Raw genomic sequence first — 15,767 nt, 5'->3', positions numbered from 1 at the left:
TGGGCGATGACAGCCCTGGATAACAAGCCGGAAACGCAGGAAGCGGCCGGCGACACGAACGACGGCACCGCGCCCATCGCGCGAAAGGCCGGTTCCCGTGGTGATGCCGCCGTTATCGCCACCCTGCTGCCCTACCTGCGGCCCTACACGGGGCGCATCGCCCTGGCGTTGGGGCTGATCCTGGGCGCCAAGCTGGTCAACCTTTACGTACCGGTCGCCCTCAAGCAGATCGTCGATCAGCTCAATGTCGAACCCAGCCTGGTGGTGCTGCCGGTGGCCCTGCTGCTGGCCTACGGTGCCTCGCGCATCGGCGTCACCCTCTTCACCGAACTGCGCCAGGTGGTCTTCGCCCGGGTGATGGCACGGGCCTCCCGGCAGATCACCCTGAAGGTCTTCCAGCACCTGCACGGCCTCAGCCTGAAGTTCCACCTCAGCCGCCGCACCGGCGGCGTGGCCCGTGACGTCGAGCGCGGCGGCAGCGCCATCTCCGACCTGCTGGACTGGACCCTCTACACCATTGTCCCGACCCTGCTGGAAGTGCTGCTGGTCACCCTGGTGCTGGTCTGGGCCTATGACTGGGGCTTCGCCTTCATCACCCTCGGTACCTTGCTGGCCTACGGCGTCTGGACCTTCAGCGTGACCGAGTGGCGCACCCGCTTCTACCGCGCCTCGGTGGAAGCCGACACCCGGGCCAACGAGCGCGCGGTGGACTCGCTGCTCAACTACGAGACGGTCAAGTACTTCAACAACGAGGCCCACGAATCGGCGCGCTACGACGAGAACCTGCGCTTCCTGGAAAACGCCCGGGTCAAGGCCACCAAATCCCTGGCCCTGCTCAACCTGGGCCAGACGGCCATCGTCGCCATCGGCGTCACCGCCATGATGTGGCGCGCCGCCGCCGGGGTGGTGGCCGGCGAGCTCACCATCGGTGACCTGGTGCTGGTCAACACCTACCTGCTGCAGCTGTCGGCACCGCTGTTCATGCTGGGGATGATGTACCGCGAGGTGAAGCAGGCGCTGACCAACATGGAGCGGCTGTTCGGCCTGCTGGACGAACGCCAGGACGTACAGGACGCACCGGGCGCCATCCCGCTGCAAACCAGCCGCCCACGGGTGCGCTTCGAGCAGGTGCAGTTCGGCTACGACCCGCGCCGGAAAATCCTCCACGGCGTGGACTTCGAGATTCCGCCCGGCGGCACCGTGGCGGTGGTCGGCCATTCCGGCTCGGGCAAGTCCACCCTCGCCCGTCTGCTCTACCGCTTCTACGACATCGACGCCGGGCACATCCGCATCGACGGCCACGACCTGCGCGATCTGACCCAGGCCTCGGTGCGCGGTGCCATCGGCATCGTTCCCCAGGACACCGTGCTGTTCAACGACAGCATCTACTACAACATCAGCTACGGCCTTCCTGCCGCCAGCCGCGAAGAGGTGGAAACCGCCGCCCGCGCGGCGCACATCCATGACTTCATCCTGCGCCTGCCCGATGGCTACGAGACCCAGGTGGGTGAACGCGGGCTCAAGCTCTCCGGCGGCGAAAAGCAGCGCGTGGCCATCGCCCGCGCGCTGCTGAAGAACCCGGCCATCCTGATCTTCGACGAAGCCACCTCGGCCCTGGACTCCAAATCGGAAAAGGCCATCCAGACCGCGCTGGACCGCATCCAGGTGGGCCGCACCACCCTGGTCATCGCCCACCGCCTGTCCACGGTGATGGACGCCGACCAGATCCTCGTCCTCGACGCCGGCCGCGTGATCGAACAAGGCACCCACCGCCAACTGCTGGAGGCCGGCGGCAGCTACGCGCAGATGTGGTTGCTGCAGCAGCAGGAGCCCGAGACAGTGGGTTCGCCATCGGTCGACGTTCAAGGTTAGGCCGCTATGGTGGAAATCCGCTTTGTGGATTTCCACCCTTCGGACGCGCGCCACGGCTGTTTCATCCTGCTCCGACTCCCGCCTCCTGTAGGGTGGATGGCGCTTTTCTATCCACCATTTCCCAAGGCTCAAGGAGCGAGTCATGCCCAACTACCGCCGGGCACATGCGCCGGGAAGCACCTGGTTCTTCACGGTCAACCTGAACGATCGCCGCGATGACCTGCTGATCCGTGAAATCGAACTGCTGCGCAGGGTCGTCAGGAAGACCATGCTCCACCACCCCTTTCGCATTGATGCCTGGGTAGTGCTTCCCGAACACATGCATTGCCTCTGGACCCTGCCACTTGGTGATGCGGATTTCGCCTTGCGCTGGAAGTCCATAAAGCTCGGTTTCTCCAGGCGCATCCCCGCCCACGAATGCCGCACCGCCACCCAGTGGAAGCGCGGTGAACGTGGCATCTGGCAGCGACGATACTGGGAGCACCTGATCCGGGATGAGGTCGATTACCAGAGGCACTTCGACTACATCCATTTCAACCCGGTGAAACATGGCCATGTACAGCAGGTGCGGAACTGGCCGTATTCGAGTTTTCATCGTGCGGTACGAGAAGGCATCTATCCCGAGGACTGGGCCGGTTCGGGCGCTCCGGACGAGCGATGGCGCTGGGGCGAGTGACGGCTGGTGGAAATCCACCACGTGGATTTCCACCCTACATCCACTCGGACTCCCGCTCCCGTAGGGTGGATAGCGCTCTTCTATCCACCATCATTGCGGTCCGCCAAGCATCGGCCACCCCGGACGAACAATGGCGCTGGGGGGGAGTGACGCTGGTGGAAATCCACTTCGTGGATTTCCACCCTACATCCACTCGGACTCCCGCTCCCGTAGGGTGGATAGCGCTCTTCTATCCACCATCATTGCGGTCCGCCAAGCATCGGCCACCCCGGACGAGCGATGGCGCTGGGGCGAGTGACGGCTGGTGGAAATCCACTTCGTGGATTTTCACCCTACATCCGCTCCGACGCCCGCCTCCTGTAGGGTGGATAGCGCTCTTCTATCCACCATCATTGCGGTCCGCCAAGCATCGGCCACCCCGGACGAGCGATGGCGCTGGGGCGAGTGACGGCTGGTGGAAATCCACCACGTGGATTTCCACCCTACATCCACTCGGACTCCCGCTCCCGTAGGGTGGATAGCGCTCTTCTATCCACCATTTCGGCGCTAATTCCCGGCGGACTCATCGCTCTCCAGCACATCCCCTGCCCAGCTCAGGGCGGCGACCACGGTGGGGAAGCCGATGGTGCTGGTCAGCGCCAGCAGGGCGTGGTGAATGTGCTCGGGGGTGGCGCCGGCCTCCAGGGCGCGGCGGGTGTGGCTGTGGACCGCGCCTTCGGAATGGGTGGCCGCCGCGGCGGCGAGCTGGATCAGCTGCAGGCTGAGCTCATCCAGCGGGCCAGCCTGGCGCACGACGACGCCGAGGGTTTCCACCGCCTGAAAGTAGGCCGGGTGCTGTTTCTTGAAGCGTTTGTAGGTTTCGAGACCGTGCTTGCGTTCCATGGGGCCACCTCGCTTGGGTATGCCCTTTCAGCTTAGAAAACCCTTGGGCGCAGGCACGATCTATGGTTAAGGGACCCAACCGCAGGGAAGACCGCCATCATGCCCAAGACCTGCCACGGCAGCCGCCGCACCTGACGCCATGGCCCGCAGCCTGATCGGCGTCATCCTGCTCGGCATTGCGCTCTACCTGGGGCTGGGCGTGCTGCTCCTGGTCTTCCAGCGGTCACTGATCTACTTCCCGCAGCCTCGCGACGAGGGTGGCCCCGAGCGGCTGCTGATGCTGCCGGTGACGGACCAGCGGATTGCCGTCACCGTGCGACCCCTGGCCAGCGCCAAGGCGCTGATCTATTTCGGTGGCAATGCCGAGGATGTGTCCCGCAGCCTGCCCGACTTCGCCGAAGCCTTTCCCGATCATGCCCTCTACCTGCTGCACTACCGTGGTTTCGGCGACAGCTCCGGCGAGCCGACGGAGGCAGCCATCCAGCACGACGCCCAGGCCCTGTTCGACAAGGTTCACGCCCTGCACCCCGACGTGGCCCTGGTCGGGCGCAGTCTGGGCAGCGGCGTCGCCATCCGCCTGGCGAGCCAGCGCCCGGCGGCGCGGCTGGTGCTGGTTACGCCCTACAACAGCATCCTCGAACTGGCCCAGCGGCAGTTCCCCATCTACCCGGTGCGCTGGATGCTCCAGGACAAGTACGAATCCTGGCGCTACGCCCCGAGCATCACGGTGCCCACTCTGGTGATAGTGGCCGAGCATGACGAGGTGATCCCGCGCTGGAGCAGTGAAAAGCTCTTCGCCCGGTTCCGTTCCGGCGTGGCACGACGGGAGGTGATCCCCGGCGCCGGGCACAACGATATCGGCGACCGCCCCGAGTACCTGCGGCTGATTCGCAGCGGTCTCTAGGCGCCGGCGGACGACGGGCTGAGCATCTCGATCTCGCGGATCTCGAAGTCGCGACGCAGGTAGTCCATGCGCTGCTCGTGGAAGCGGCGCATGTGCGGCAGCGCACTGTGCAGTTCCAGGTGGGCGCGGCTCTGCCAGACCTCATAGAAGATGAACAGGGTCGGGTCCTGGGCGTCGCGCAGCATGTGGTACTCGATGCACCCCTCCTCCGCCCGGCTGGGCTCGACATAGGCGCGGAACAGCGCTTCGAATGCGTCGGCTTTCTCGGGCTTGGTATGGGCGTGAAGGATGAAGCCGTAAGCCTGGGTCATGGTGCTTGCCTCTGGTTGAAAGTTTTATCAACCCTATCGCAAAGCCAACCCTGTCACTCATGACTCTTCAGCAAGTATCAATTGCACCGTAGCCGGTTTTTCCGCACAGGTGTGGCCGGTAGTCTGCCGCCACATCAATTTGCGGAGGCACCTGCCATGAAAAAGATCCTGCTCCTCAACGGCGGCAAGAAGTTCGCCCACTCCGATGGCCGCTACAACGCCACCCTGCACGACGCCGCGCTGGCCTTCCTCGACCGTGCCGGCTTCGACGTCAAGGAAACCTTCATCGACGCCGGCTACGACATTGCCGAAGAGGTGCAGAAGTTCCTCTGGGCCGATGTGGTGATCTACCAGATGCCCGGCTGGTGGATGGGCGCGCCCTGGACGGTGAAGCGCTACCTGGACGAGGTATTCACCGCCGGCCACGGCAGCCTCTACGCCAACGACGGCCGCACCCGCTCCGACGCCTCGCAGAAGTACGGCAGCGGCGGCCTGATCCACGGCAAGCAGTACATGCTGTCGCTGACCTGGAATGCGCCGCAGCACGCCTTCGACGACCCCACCGACTTCTTCGAGGCCAAGGGTGTGGATGCGGTGTACTTCCCCTTCCACAAGGCCAACCAGTTCCTCGGCATGAGCGCCCTGCCCACCTTCCTCTGCGTGGACGTGATGAAGCAGCCGAACATCGAGGCGGATGTGCAGCGCTACGAAGAGCACCTGGCAGAGGTGTTTGGGGTTCAGCGGTAGTCGGTCGCTGCCGCTGGTGGATAGAAGAGCGCTATCCCCCCTACAGGAGGTGGCAGCTGCATGCAGGGTGGAAATCCACAAAGTGGATTTCCACCAGTGTCCTAAAGCAGCGTCTTCCCCGCGAACGCGGCGACAACGGCAACGGCCAACACCAGCAAGCCGATCAGCAACCTGTTCGGTGACTGCCGCGCAGCCTCGGCCGGCTCGGCAGGCTTCTGCGCCGAGGCGCGCAGCGGATTGGCCACCAGTTGACGGCCGCTGCGGCGAGGGATGGCGGGTTTGGGCACCTGGACCGCAGGCATGAACAGCGTCGCGTCTTCGTCCACCGCCTGGGGCGCCGTGACTTTGGGGCCTATCACCAGCAGGGTTACCGAGCCCATGCGCACCTGGTCTCCGGGCTGCAGGACGGCGGTGCTCACCTTCTGCTGGTTGACGAAGACACCGTTGGCGGAGGCCAGGTCCTTGACCTCCAGCATGTCGTCCTTGAGAAAGAACTCGCAATGCCGGCGCGACAGTTCAAGGTCGCTGAAGCACAGCTCGCATTTCACCGAGCGGCCGAAGGTCATGGAACTGGTGACGTGGTACTTCTGCCCCTCCTGCTCGCCCTTGATCACCTGCAGGTACCAGCGCGCGGCCTTCTCGGCCTTGGAGCGCGCCCTGGCCGGGTCCACCAGCAGCAGTTCGAGGTCGCCGATGCGCACGCGGTCGTCGGAGCGCAGCTGGAAGCGCGCACCGATGCGTTCGCCATTGACGAAGGTGCCACCCGGGGTGCCGCAATCGCTCAGGTAGTACTGGCCATGGTCCTGGCGGATTTCCGCGTGGAAGGGGCTGATCCCCGATTCCGCCAGAACCAGGCTGTTGCGACTGTCCTGGCCGATGGTGAAACGTTCGTCCACCAGCCAGATGGGCGCCTGGCGGTTATCCGCGAAGTGAATCCTGAGCATGTGGGGTCCTTGGAGGCAGGTCACCAGACAATGGTAGCCATGTGCCTCCAGGTACGACGTTGCTGCAGTTGGCAGTTAATTGAAGAGGCGATTCCAGAACTTCTTGATCGGGTTCTCCTGCTCCTGCTGGCGGGACTGCGCCTTCGCCGGCCGGCTCGTCGCCACCCCCGTGCTCTTCGCCTTGCGCACGCGCTGTTCATGATCGGCCTGGAGCTTTAGCAGCGTCTCGTTCGCCGGTGCCGCTTGCAGGCCGGCTTCGATGTACTCCAGCGCTACGGCGTACTCGCGGCGGCTGAAGGCATCCTCGCTGTAGTCGACGAAGCGCTGCGCCACTTTCTCCAGTCCGGCCAAGGCCTGTTCGTTGCCCGGCGCCCAGCCCAAGACCTGCTGGTAGTAGAACACCGCGTTGTCCTGTTCCGGGCCCAGCAGCTTATCCTCGCCCAGGCGTTGCTCGGCCAGGGCCAGCGCATTGGCGATGCGTGCGGCGAGCAAGCGCTGCAGGCCGTCGCCGGCCTTGGCGTTATCCGCGTCCAGGCGCAGCACCTCTTTGTAGTAGAAATCGGCATTGTCCCCTGCCGGTTCCATCAGCCGGCCTTCGGCCAGACGCTGGTCAGCGCGCTCCAGCAGGGTCGCGATCTTCAGTTGCAGCACCGCGTAATAACCGCCGCCGGCCGACACCAGGGTCAGCAGCACGCCGGCCACCCCCCAGAGCAGGCGGCGGGTGCGGCGGCGTGCCACCGGCTGCTGCGCCGGCTGCTTGGCTGACTGTTTCGTCGATTGTTTCGCCGGCTGTTTCGCCGCCCGGGGCACGGGCACGGCCGGCGCGATGCGGGTGAAGTCCAGGTCGAGCTCGATCAGCTCGGTCAGGCTCTCCAGCAGCACGTGGCAGTCGGCGAAGCGCTCGTCCGGGTCCTTGGCCAGCATGCGGTCGATCAGGTGCTGGTAGTCGGCCAGGCCCCGCCGCAGCACCGGCGGGTCCATCTGCACGTGATTGAGCACGGTCTCGGCGTAGCTGGCGCCGCGGTAGGGGTTTTCGCCGGTCAGCAGCTCCAGCAGGATCACGCCCAGGCCGTAGATGTCGCTGCGCGCATCCAGCGGCTGGCACTGGGCCTGCTCCGGGCTGCTGTAGGCCGGGCTGCCGACGGCGACGTTGAACTGGGTGAGGTCGCTGTCCAGCGCCAGGTCCTTGGCGATGCCGAAATCGGTGAGCACCGCGGTGCCGTCATCGCGGAAGAGGATGTTGGCCGGCTTGATGTCGCGGTGCACCAACCCCTTGTCGTGAACCACGGCAAGGGCGCCGGCGATCTGCCGGACGATGGGCAACGCTTCCTGCGGCTCCAGGACTTGCCCCTTGTAGCGGCCGAGATCGCCGCCGGAGAGGAATTCCATGGCCAGGTAATGGCGGCCATCGGGCAGGCGGTCGATGTCGTGAATGGTGACGATGGATGGGTGGTGGAGAGAAGCGACCATGCGCGCTTCCCTGATGAAGCGGCTGGTGAAGGCTTCGTCATCCAGCCGGTCCAGCACCTTCACCGCCACCTTGCGGTTGAGGGACTCCTGGGTGGCGAGGTAGACCTCGGCCATCCCGCCCTTGCCCAGGCGGCCGTGCACAAGATAGCCGGGTATATCTAGCAGATTGTCATTCATGGATTCAGGATCTTCGGGATTTGAGCAACCGACTCAGGAAAGACTTCGACCTGTTTGCCGCCACGATGGTTTCCGGCAGGGCCCGGCCAATCACGATGCAGGTGATGTTGTCCCGACCGCCGGCATCGCAGGCCAGCCCCAGCAACTGCGCCACCAGTTCTTCCAGGGTCTCGGCGCTGGCGCAGCGGGCCTGGATCAGGTCATCTTCCAGCTCGCCGGTGAGCCCGTCGCTGCACAGCAACAGCAGCTCGCCGGGGGCCAGGGTGCCTTCCACGCAGCCGACTTCAAGGTCCTGGTGCGTCTGGCCCAGGCACTGGGTCACGACATTGCGCCGGGGATGGCGGCGAGCTTCCTGCGGACTCAATTCACCCGCGTCCACCAGGGCCTGCACCAGGCTGTGGTCGTGACTCAGCCGGGTAATGCTGTCGGCGTCCACCCGATAGGCGCGGCTGTCGCCGGCCCAGGCCAGGTCGAACGCGGCGCCGGCAAACTTCACCGCCACCAGGGTAGTGCCCATGCCGGAACCGGACGCCTCCGCGACGACAGCGTGATGGGCGGCCTGCACCGCCTCCTGAAGTGGCAGGCCGGCGGCGACGGCGTCCCGCAAGGCGCCTACCGCAACGGCACTGGCCACTTCGCCACGCTGGTGGCCGCCCATGCCGTCGGCCACCGCCCAGAGCCCCAGTTCGGGAGCGCAGAGCAGCGCATCTTCATTGTGTTGGCGCACGCAGCCCACGATGGACTGCGCGGCGTATCCCAGGAACTCGGGCATGGGTCTCCCTGTTACCGTCCGGCGATGATCCCGCATGATGCGGCCGTAGCCGGACGCTGTCACCGTCTGGCGCATGAAGTGTTAAACAATCGAGGATTTCCCCGCCCGTGCAGCGCCTTGCGGCGCGGCTATGCTTTGTTCATCGGTTTCGCAAATGACAGGCTCGTGCAGCCCAGGAGGTGGTAATGGCCATTGAGCGCTCCAAGGCAGGGATGCGCTGAACCTTCCACCCGCCAATAGAGGTCACGGTCATGAGCAAAGGTCTCGATGCAAAACGCGCGGCAAAGAAAAAGCCTCAGAAAACGCTTCTGGAAAAACGTTCCGCCAAGCGCGCGAAGAAAACCGGCGCGGGGATCCTCGGCAGCCACGCACCGAATCCCTGAAGTCAGCCAGGCAACGAAGACGCCCTCCAGATGGAGGGCGTCTTTTTTCCAGCCTGCCTTCAGGCAGCCCGATGCCCGCTCGGCAGGGCCGCTTCCAGGGACACGGCGCCGGGCTTGAGCACCAGCAGGTCGCCTTCCAGCCGATCGAGCACCGCCTCCGCGGTATTGCCGACGAGCGTGCCCATCATCCCCTGGCGAGCGACAGTGCCCAGCACGGTGAGCGCCGCTTCGAACTCGTGGGCAATCCGCGGTATCAGGACCTTGGCCGGTCCTTCGCCGATGTGCAGGCGGTGCTCGGGCAGCTCGTACTCCTCCATGAACCAGCGGCACTGGTCATGGCAATGGCTGGCGACAGCCTGGTCGATGCGCTGGCTGGGGTCGGCCTGGGGCAGCAGGGCGGGCGAATAGGCGCTGACCACGTGCAGGGCGGCGTCGAACAGTTCGCACAGGAAGCTGGCGTGTTCCATCACGTTGCCCTGCAAGGCGATGTGTTCCTCATCGTGATGCTCGACGTCCATGCCGGCCAGGATGGTGCCACCCTCCCAGGACCGGCCCCCGCGGATCAGGAACAGCGGCGTCGGCACCTGGCGCAGCAATTGCCAGTCATCAGGGGTCATCAGCAGTTGGCTGAGGAGCCCCGAGGGTCGATGCTGCTTGATCACCAGGCCGCACTCGTGGTCGCGGCATGCCGCCAGCACGGCCTGGCTGGCGTGGTCGATGTCCACCGGCGCCACCTCGCCACGAGCGTGTACCCCCGCTCGCAACAGGCTGACCAGGTGCAGGTCGAGATACTTGTCCGGGTCCTGCTGCGGATCGCAGAGCAGCACATCAAGGCTGGCGCCGAGCCGCCTGGCAAGCTGCAGGCCTCGCTCAAGGGCCGGGCTCTCGGCGGTGGGAGGGATGGCAACCAGGATCTTTTTTATTGAGCGCATGGCAATCGTCCTCCTGTTGATGAAACGCGATTGCGGGCTGGCCTCTCCTTATTCGTTCCTGTACACGAAAAGGACAGCAGGTCGTGCTCGCCGAAACGGGTGCTGAAAGGGAACCTCCTGTTCAACGCAACGGACCCCGGCTCCGAAGGGAGTCGGGGTCCTGCATGGTCACGGTATTGGGGTCAGGTTTGGAGTATGGCCGCGCACCATGGCCGGGCAAGGCAGGTCATCGTGCCGTGAAGTTCGATTCGCTCTTGCTCCAGACCGGAATGGAATAACCATTCGCGGGCAGAAGGCGCGGGTCGCTCACCACCGTGCCCTTAGAGGAACATGCCGCCCGACGCCTCCACCCGCTGCCCGTTGATCCAGCGGCCGGCGTCGGAAAGCAGCATGGCCACCGCCGCGCCGATATCCTCCGGCAGGCCAACGCGGCCGAGGGCGGTATTGCCGGCAATGAAGGCATTGACCTGGGCGTTGTCACGCACCACGCCACCACCGAAGTCGGTCTCGATGGCGCCGGGCGCCAGCACGTTCACCGAGATGCCGCGCGCGCCCAGTTCCTTGGCCTGGTAACGGGTCAGCACTTCGATGCCGCCCTTCATCGCCGCGTATGCGGCATAGCCTGGCAAGGCGAAGCGGGCCAGACCGGTGGAGATATTGAGGATGCGCCCGCCGTCGGCGATCAGCGGCAGCAGCTTCTGGGTCAGGAAAAACGGCCCCTTGAGCTGGACATTCACCAGTTGGTCGAACTGCTCTTCGGTGGTTTCGGCAAAGCTGGCGTGGATGCCGATACCCGCGTTGTTCACCAGGAAGTCGAAGTCGTCGCGGCCGAACTCGCTTTTCAGCAGACGGCCCATGCTGGCGACGAACGCGTCGAAGGTGGCGCTCTTGCTCACGTCCAGCTGGAGCATCGCCGCGTGACCGCCGAGGTCCATGATCTCGCGGCTGAGGGATTCGGCGTCCTCCAGCTTGCTGTGGTAGGTGCCGATGATGTCGATGCCCTGGGCCGCCAGGTGCTGCGCCATGCTTTTGCCGAGGCCGCGGCTGGCGCCGGTGATGAGTGCGATCTTGCGGTTCATTGCAGTGCTCCTGGTTGCAGGTGGTGGGGAGTGGTGAGGAGCTTATTGTCCGGTTCGTGAGCGATAAATATGCTGATCGCGGAATAACTGATCGGCTTAATCGGACAATCCGGAGAGAGGCGCCGCACGGATGAACAAGCTGGAGCTACTGAAAACCTTCGTACGGGTCAGCGAACTGTCAAGTTTTACCCAGGCCGCCGACAGCCTCGGCCTGCCCCGCTCCACGGTGTCCGACCAGGTACAGGCACTGGAGGATCTGCTGGGCACACGCCTGTTGCAGCGCACCACGCGCAAGGTGCAGGCCACCCAGGACGGCTTGCTGCTCTACGAGCGCAGCCGTGAGCTGCTGGCGCAGATGGACGAACTGGAAGGCCTGTTCCGCCAGGACGCGACGGCCCTGAGCGGGCGTATCCGGGTGGACATGCCCACGGTACTGGCGCGCAAGATCGTGATGCCCCGGTTGACGGAATTCACCGGCCTGCACCCGGGCCTGGAGCTGGAAGTCAGCAGCACCGACCGGCGGGTGGACCTGGTGCGGGAGGGCTTCGACCTGGTGCTGCGGGTCGGGCCGGTGCTGGATGGCTCGCTGGTGGCGCGTCCGCTGGGCGCCTTTCCCATGGTCAATTGCGCGAGCCGCGCCTACCTCGCCGCCCACGGCGTGCCCCGTACGTTGGAGGACCTGGCCCGGCACCGGCTGGTGCATTACGTGTCCGTGCTGGGGAGCCGCCCGCCGGGTTTCGAGTACCTCGCCGGCGACAAGGTGCAGCAGCTACCCATGGCCGGCAGCCTGACGGTGAACAACGCCGAGGCCTACAGCGCCGCCTGCCTGGGCGGCCTCGGGCTGATCCAGGTCCCGCTGCACGGTGTGCGCGACCATCTGGCCAGTGGCGAACTGGTGGCATTGCTGCCGGAGTACCAGGCGCCGCCACTGGAGCTCACCCTGCTCTATGCTCACCGCCGCCTGCCGCGCCGGGTACGGGCCTGCATGGACTGGCTGGAGCGGGTGGTACGGGAAGAGACCACACTTCAGGCGACTTAGATGCAGCGGTTGCGGCCATTGCTCATCGGGGCCATGCCCACGGGCGGGAAAGGTGCCTTGCACCTGCGCTTTGATGCGCCGATCTGACGATTGGCGAATAAAAGGTTAGGCATTCCTCGAAAGCACAGGTATTGTGTCGGACGCTGTGATGCATGTGTCACCGGGAAAAACGGTTTGTACCTTAGCGGTTCCCCTCTTCATCGGTTGCCGACTTTCTGCACTCAGTGACAGGCTGGAAGGTTCCAGCCCAGCAATTACCCAGTTTCTAGGAGACATTCCAATGTCCGAGCGCCAAACCGGCACCGTCAAGTGGTTCAACGATGAAAAGGGCTACGGTTTCATTACCACCGACAACGGTCCGGATCTGTTCGTTCACTACCGTTCCATCCAGACCGCCGGCTTCAAGAGCCTGAAGGAAGGCCAGAAGGTCTCCTTCATCGCCGTGCAGGGCCAGAAAGGCATGCAGGCTGACGAAGTGCAAGTGATCTGATCACACGCCGATACAAAGAACCGGCCTTCGGGCCGGTTTTTTTTTCAGCAGGTTTGAATGGCCCGCCCAGGGCCAGCCCGGATGGAGTAAACGACATGCGCATCAAGACCTCCCACAGCAGCACCCCGAAGCCCCCGGCTGCCACCACCAGCAGTGAAGCCCTGGAAGCGCAGATTGCCGCCTTCCTCAAGCAGGGTGGCGAGATCCAGGAAATTGCCAAGGGCGTCAGCGCCCAGGTAGCGCCGAGCCGCCATATCCGCATCGGCAACAAGTAAGAGCAGCCAGGCGCCTGCAGCGCGGACGGGTGCAAGACCCGCCGCCGGGCGCCGCCGCCCTGCCCTGCCGATTGGCGGTTGCCGCTTGCGCCCAGACGCGCCGGACTACACTTCCACGCAGGCCTGCAACGGCCGGAATCAGGGGGTGACGGCCGGCGGGGGCCGGCGACAACCATGTGGGAGGTGTCCCATGCAGCGGCATTACTACATCAGCAACAACCTCAACGACCTGGAGAAGGTCGAAAGCGAGCTCGAGGCCGAAGGCATCGACCACGAGCAGATCCATGTCCTCAGCGACCGCGATGCCGACGTCGAGCGCCACCAGTTGCACGACGTGTCTTCCGTGATGAAACGCGATCTTGTGCATTCCGGCCTGATAGGTGTCGGCATTGGCCTTGGCCTGGCAACCGTGGTGATGCTGCTGGCCTGGTTCAGTGGCTGGACCGCCACGGCGGCAGGCTGGATTCCGTTCATCTTCCTGGCCATCGCGCTGTTCGGCTTCAGCGTCTGGGAAGGCAGCCTGTTCGGGATACAGACGCCGAACTCGGTGGTGAAACGCTTCCAACGCACCCTGGACGAAGGCAAGCACGTGTTCTTCGTCGACGTGAAGCCGGCCCAGGAGCCCATCCTTGCCTTTGTCGTCAGCCACCATCCAATGCTCGAAGGTGCCGGCACCGGCCAAGCCACACCGGGTTGGGCCGAAGGCCTGCACCACCGCCTGCACCAACTGCGCAAGATGATGTAGCCCCCCTTGCAGCGGCGGATGCAACGCCCAGCGTCATCCGCCGCTTCGACTCACTCGTCTTTTCCCTGACCGGACACGCTGCTGGCACGGGCCTCGGCCAGCAACCAGTCAATGAGCCGGCGTACCTTCTCCGCCGGTGGCGACCTGCGGCTCCAGGCCAGGCGGTAGGCCCAGGGCGTGGGCAGGCGACAACCTTCGCCGAAGGGCAGCACCAGCCGGCCATTGGCAATGTCGTCGAAGGCCAGGGCGGTGGAGCCGAGGGCGAATCCCTGGCCGCTCACGGCCCCCTGGATCGCGTGGCCGATCAGGCCGAAGCGCATCCCGCCCTTCACCGGCCCCGGCTTGCCGACGTAGGCGGCGAACCATTCCTCCCAGCTAGGCAGGTGCAGGTTGGCGGTGTTCTTCCAATGGGTGTGGATCAGTCGCGCCCCCAGCATGTCCCGTGGCTCGCGCACCGGGCCGAACTGCTCCAGGTACGCCGGGCTGCACACTGGGAAGAACTCTTCGCGAAACAGCAACTCGCTCGCGGGTATGGCGGCATCGGTGGTGGTGAAGCGTATGGCCAGGGTCGCTTCGCCACGCTCCAGGTCCACCAGTTGTTCGGTGGCTTCGAGACTGAGGGTGATGTCCGGGTTGGAGGCGGCGAACAGGTTGAGCCGGCGCATCAGCCAGTGGCTGGCGATGGATGGGGCGCAGGTGATGTGGATGGGCGCTTCATCCTGGCCCCGCAATTCGTCTGCGCCTCGGGTCAGCAGTTCGAAGGCCTGGGTGGCGGTGGCGGCCAGTCGACGGCCGTTGTCGTTGAGGCTGACGGTATTGCGGGTGCGGTCGAACAGGCTCACACCCAGCTCACCCTCCAGGAGGCGGATCTGCCGGCTGACCGCGCCCGGCGTCACGGAAAGCTCCTGGGCGGCTTCGGTGAAGTTGCGGCTGCGCGCCGCGACCTCGAAGGTGCGCAGGGCGATGAGAGAAGGGAGACGCATGGCGGGTTCGCTTTGAGTTCAAGTCAAAGCATGATGACAAATCATCGTTTGAATGCAAGGCACTCGAGGACCGATCCTGCCACCCATTGGCGGCCATTGCCGCGCCCCTCTGCCTTGCGAATTCAACGATGAAAACCTCCCGCCTCCCCCTGGACTGGTTCGCCTGCGGACTGATGTTCGTCCTCTGTATCTGCTGGGGCTTCCAGCAGGTGGCGATCAAGCTGACCCTGGACGACGTGCCCTCCATCCTGCAACTGGCGATCCGCTCCGGCGGCGCGGCGCTGGTGCTGGGCGCCCTGGCGCTGTGGCAGGAAGGTCGCAGCGCCTTCACCGACGGCACCCTGCTGCCCGGCATCGCGGTGGGGGCGCTGTTCGGCCTGGAGTTCCTGTTCATTAGCGAGGCGCTGAACCACACCAGCGCCTCCCACGTCTCGGTGTTTCTCTATACCGCGCCCATCTTCGCCGCCCTGGGCCTGCACCTGATGCTGTCCGAGGAGCGACTCTCCCCCCTGCAGTGGCTCGGAGTGTCGGTGGCCTTCGGCGGCATCGCGGCAGCCTTCCTCGGCAAGGGCGCAGGCCCAGCCGGCAACATGCTGCTGGGCGACAGCTATGCGCTGCTCGGCGCCCTCGCCTGGGGTGCCACCACCCTGGTGATCCGCGGCTCTTCGCTGGCCGACGCCAACCCGGTGAAGACGCTCTTCTACCAGTTGTTCGGCGCCGCGCTGCTGCTGACCATGGCCGCCTTCGTCACCGGGCGGACCGAGATGCAGTTGACCGAGCGCGCCCTCGTCAGCCTGGGCTTCCAGACCATCGTCATCGCCCTGGTGAGCTACCTGGGCTGGTTCTGGCTGCTGCGCCGCTACCTGGCCTCGCGCCTGTCGGTGCTGTCCTTCATGACCCCGCTGTTCGGCGTCACCTTCGGCGTATTGGTGCTGGGGGAGAAGGTCGACCTGTCCTTCATCGTCGGCGCCATCCTGGTGGTGGGCGGCATCCTGCTGGTCAGCGGCGCCGAACTGTTGCGCAGCCGCCAGCAACGCAAGGCCCTCACGCCTTCCGAGGCCTGACGCACCCGGGACACCGGCCAGC

General features: G+C 65.1%; 18 protein-coding genes. 10 read left to right on the top strand and 8 right to left on the bottom strand.

The genetic code is table 11. The features are described 5' to 3' along the window. The first annotated feature begins 6 nt into the window (after positions 1–6). Both ACFW0H_RS05925 and ACFW0H_RS05920 read left to right on the top strand, forming a co-directional pair. Positions 7–1,872, top strand: a complete 1,866-nt coding sequence (locus tag ACFW0H_RS05925) for an ABCB family ABC transporter ATP-binding protein/permease (RefSeq protein WP_422912971.1) — start codon at positions 7–9, stop codon at positions 1,870–1,872. Between the two features lie 142 nt (positions 1,873–2,014). Then, entirely contained in the window at positions 2,015–2,548 is a 534-nt protein-coding gene (locus ACFW0H_RS05920) for an REP-associated tyrosine transposase (protein ID WP_422912970.1), read from the top strand. Between the two features lie 546 nt (positions 2,549–3,094). On the opposite strand, the gene ACFW0H_RS05915 is transcribed toward ACFW0H_RS05920, so the two are convergent. Beyond that, positions 3,095–3,430, bottom strand: coding sequence for a carboxymuconolactone decarboxylase family protein (locus tag ACFW0H_RS05915; protein WP_422912969.1), 336 nt, complete (start codon positions 3,428–3,430; stop codon positions 3,095–3,097). Between the two features lie 139 nt (positions 3,431–3,569). Between ACFW0H_RS05915 and ACFW0H_RS05910 the strand changes: the two genes are divergently transcribed. After that, positions 3,570–4,334: an alpha/beta hydrolase gene (locus ACFW0H_RS05910; RefSeq protein WP_422912968.1), complete on the top strand. Its 765-nt coding sequence runs from the start codon at positions 3,570–3,572 to the stop codon at positions 4,332–4,334. Here the strand turns inward: ACFW0H_RS05910 and ACFW0H_RS05905 are convergent. Then, positions 4,331–4,645, bottom strand: coding sequence for a putative quinol monooxygenase (locus ACFW0H_RS05905; RefSeq protein ID WP_422912967.1), 315 nt, complete (start codon positions 4,643–4,645; stop codon positions 4,331–4,333). The two genes, ACFW0H_RS05910 and ACFW0H_RS05905, sit on opposite strands and share 4 nt — an antisense overlap. Before the next feature lie 156 nt (positions 4,646–4,801). Between ACFW0H_RS05905 and ACFW0H_RS05900 the strand changes: the two genes are divergently transcribed. Continuing rightward, positions 4,802–5,392, top strand: a complete 591-nt coding sequence (locus ACFW0H_RS05900) for an NAD(P)H-dependent oxidoreductase (protein ID WP_422912966.1) — start codon at positions 4,802–4,804, stop codon at positions 5,390–5,392. A 101-nt stretch (positions 5,393–5,493) separates the two neighbouring features. On the opposite strand, the gene ACFW0H_RS05895 is transcribed toward ACFW0H_RS05900, so the two are convergent. From ACFW0H_RS05895 to ACFW0H_RS05885, 3 genes are all read right to left on the bottom strand, one after another. Then, on the bottom strand, positions 5,494–6,336 hold the full coding sequence (locus ACFW0H_RS05895; RefSeq protein WP_422912965.1) for an FHA domain-containing protein: 843 nt from the start codon (positions 6,334–6,336) through the stop codon (positions 5,494–5,496). Between the two features lie 75 nt (positions 6,337–6,411). After that, a complete protein-coding gene (locus ACFW0H_RS05890; protein WP_422912964.1) occupies positions 6,412–7,983 on the bottom strand; it encodes a serine/threonine-protein kinase in 1,572 nt (523 codons plus the stop codon). Positions 7,984–7,987: 4 nt separating this feature from the next. After that, positions 7,988–8,755 carry a PP2C family protein-serine/threonine phosphatase gene (locus ACFW0H_RS05885; RefSeq protein ID WP_422912963.1) on the bottom strand — a complete coding sequence of 256 codons (768 nt, stop codon included), beginning with the start codon at positions 8,753–8,755 and terminating at the stop codon, positions 7,988–7,990. 251 nt (positions 8,756–9,006) lie between these two features. Here ACFW0H_RS05885 and ACFW0H_RS05880 point away from each other — a divergent pair, with 251 nt between their 5' ends. Next, the gene (locus tag ACFW0H_RS05880) at positions 9,007–9,138 is read left to right on the top strand and encodes a hypothetical protein (protein WP_422912962.1); all 132 of its coding nucleotides are present in this window, start codon (positions 9,007–9,009) and stop codon (positions 9,136–9,138) included. 59 nt (positions 9,139–9,197) lie between these two features. On the opposite strand, the gene ACFW0H_RS05875 is transcribed toward ACFW0H_RS05880, so the two are convergent. Continuing rightward, positions 9,198–10,070, bottom strand: a complete 873-nt coding sequence (locus ACFW0H_RS05875) for a universal stress protein (RefSeq protein WP_422912961.1) — start codon at positions 10,068–10,070, stop codon at positions 9,198–9,200. A 320-nt stretch (positions 10,071–10,390) separates the two neighbouring features. Further along, positions 10,391–11,149, bottom strand: a complete 759-nt coding sequence (locus ACFW0H_RS05870; RefSeq protein WP_422912960.1) for an SDR family NAD(P)-dependent oxidoreductase — start codon at positions 11,147–11,149, stop codon at positions 10,391–10,393. Between the two features lie 130 nt (positions 11,150–11,279). Between ACFW0H_RS05870 and ACFW0H_RS05865 the strand changes: the two genes are divergently transcribed. The 4 genes from ACFW0H_RS05865 to ACFW0H_RS05850 all read left to right on the top strand — a co-directional run bounded on the left by ACFW0H_RS05865 (position 11,280) and on the right by ACFW0H_RS05850 (position 13,698). Beyond that, positions 11,280–12,188: a LysR family transcriptional regulator gene (locus ACFW0H_RS05865; RefSeq protein WP_422912959.1), complete on the top strand. Its 909-nt coding sequence runs from the start codon at positions 11,280–11,282 to the stop codon at positions 12,186–12,188. Between the two features lie 280 nt (positions 12,189–12,468). Continuing rightward, positions 12,469–12,678 (top strand): cold-shock protein, encoded by a 210-nt coding sequence (locus ACFW0H_RS05860; protein WP_422912958.1) that lies wholly within the window; start codon positions 12,469–12,471, stop codon positions 12,676–12,678. A 95-nt stretch (positions 12,679–12,773) separates the two neighbouring features. Next, complete coding sequence (locus ACFW0H_RS05855) at positions 12,774–12,953, top strand: hypothetical protein (protein ID WP_422912957.1); 180 nt, start codon at positions 12,774–12,776, stop codon at positions 12,951–12,953. 190 nt (positions 12,954–13,143) lie between these two features. Further along, on the top strand, positions 13,144–13,698 hold the full coding sequence (locus ACFW0H_RS05850) for a magnesium transporter (RefSeq protein ID WP_422912956.1): 555 nt from the start codon (positions 13,144–13,146) through the stop codon (positions 13,696–13,698). 50 nt (positions 13,699–13,748) lie between these two features. Here ACFW0H_RS05850 and ACFW0H_RS05845 read toward each other — a convergent pair whose 3' ends face one another. Beyond that, a complete protein-coding gene (locus ACFW0H_RS05845) occupies positions 13,749–14,681 on the bottom strand; it encodes a LysR substrate-binding domain-containing protein (protein WP_422912955.1) in 933 nt (310 codons plus the stop codon). 128 nt (positions 14,682–14,809) lie between these two features. On the opposite strand from ACFW0H_RS05845, the gene ACFW0H_RS05840 reads away from it, so the two are divergent. Further along, positions 14,810–15,745, top strand: a complete 936-nt coding sequence (locus ACFW0H_RS05840; RefSeq protein WP_422912954.1) for a DMT family transporter — start codon at positions 14,810–14,812, stop codon at positions 15,743–15,745. Positions 15,746–15,767: the final 22 nt, after the last annotated feature.

The sequence above is a fragment of the Metapseudomonas cellulosilytica genome (assembly GCF_049334135.1).
Lineage (GTDB): Bacteria > Pseudomonadota > Gammaproteobacteria > Pseudomonadales > Pseudomonadaceae > Metapseudomonas.
This window is presented reverse-complemented; position numbering and strand designations above follow the sequence as displayed.

What these genes read in the sequence shown, in the direction of transcription:
- ACFW0H_RS05925 (WP_422912971.1), top strand. Translation starts at nt 7, where the DNA reads ATGACAGCCCTGGATAACAAGCCGGAAACGCAGGAAGCGGCCGGCGAC.
- ACFW0H_RS05920 (WP_422912970.1), top strand. Translation starts at nt 2,015, where the DNA reads ATGCCCAACTACCGCCGGGCACATGCGCCGGGAAGCACCTGGTTCTTC.
- ACFW0H_RS05915 (WP_422912969.1), bottom strand. Translation starts at nt 3,430, where the DNA reads ATGGAACGCAAGCACGGTCTCGAAACCTACAAACGCTTCAAGAAACAG.
- ACFW0H_RS05910 (WP_422912968.1), top strand. Translation starts at nt 3,570, where the DNA reads ATGGCCCGCAGCCTGATCGGCGTCATCCTGCTCGGCATTGCGCTCTAC.
- ACFW0H_RS05905 (WP_422912967.1), bottom strand. Translation starts at nt 4,645, where the DNA reads ATGACCCAGGCTTACGGCTTCATCCTTCACGCCCATACCAAGCCCGAG.
- ACFW0H_RS05900 (WP_422912966.1), top strand. Translation starts at nt 4,802, where the DNA reads ATGAAAAAGATCCTGCTCCTCAACGGCGGCAAGAAGTTCGCCCACTCC.
- ACFW0H_RS05895 (WP_422912965.1), bottom strand. Translation starts at nt 6,336, where the DNA reads ATGCTCAGGATTCACTTCGCGGATAACCGCCAGGCGCCCATCTGGCTG.
- ACFW0H_RS05890 (WP_422912964.1), bottom strand. Translation starts at nt 7,983, where the DNA reads ATGAATGACAATCTGCTAGATATACCCGGCTATCTTGTGCACGGCCGC.
- ACFW0H_RS05885 (WP_422912963.1), bottom strand. Translation starts at nt 8,755, where the DNA reads ATGCCCGAGTTCCTGGGATACGCCGCGCAGTCCATCGTGGGCTGCGTG.
- ACFW0H_RS05880 (WP_422912962.1), top strand. Translation starts at nt 9,007, where the DNA reads ATGAGCAAAGGTCTCGATGCAAAACGCGCGGCAAAGAAAAAGCCTCAG.
- ACFW0H_RS05875 (WP_422912961.1), bottom strand. Translation starts at nt 10,070, where the DNA reads ATGCGCTCAATAAAAAAGATCCTGGTTGCCATCCCTCCCACCGCCGAG.
- ACFW0H_RS05870 (WP_422912960.1), bottom strand. Translation starts at nt 11,149, where the DNA reads ATGAACCGCAAGATCGCACTCATCACCGGCGCCAGCCGCGGCCTCGGC.
- ACFW0H_RS05865 (WP_422912959.1), top strand. Translation starts at nt 11,280, where the DNA reads ATGAACAAGCTGGAGCTACTGAAAACCTTCGTACGGGTCAGCGAACTG.
- ACFW0H_RS05860 (WP_422912958.1), top strand. Translation starts at nt 12,469, where the DNA reads ATGTCCGAGCGCCAAACCGGCACCGTCAAGTGGTTCAACGATGAAAAG.
- ACFW0H_RS05855 (WP_422912957.1), top strand. Translation starts at nt 12,774, where the DNA reads ATGCGCATCAAGACCTCCCACAGCAGCACCCCGAAGCCCCCGGCTGCC.
- ACFW0H_RS05850 (WP_422912956.1), top strand. Translation starts at nt 13,144, where the DNA reads ATGCAGCGGCATTACTACATCAGCAACAACCTCAACGACCTGGAGAAG.
- ACFW0H_RS05845 (WP_422912955.1), bottom strand. Translation starts at nt 14,681, where the DNA reads ATGCGTCTCCCTTCTCTCATCGCCCTGCGCACCTTCGAGGTCGCGGCG.
- ACFW0H_RS05840 (WP_422912954.1), top strand. Translation starts at nt 14,810, where the DNA reads ATGAAAACCTCCCGCCTCCCCCTGGACTGGTTCGCCTGCGGACTGATG.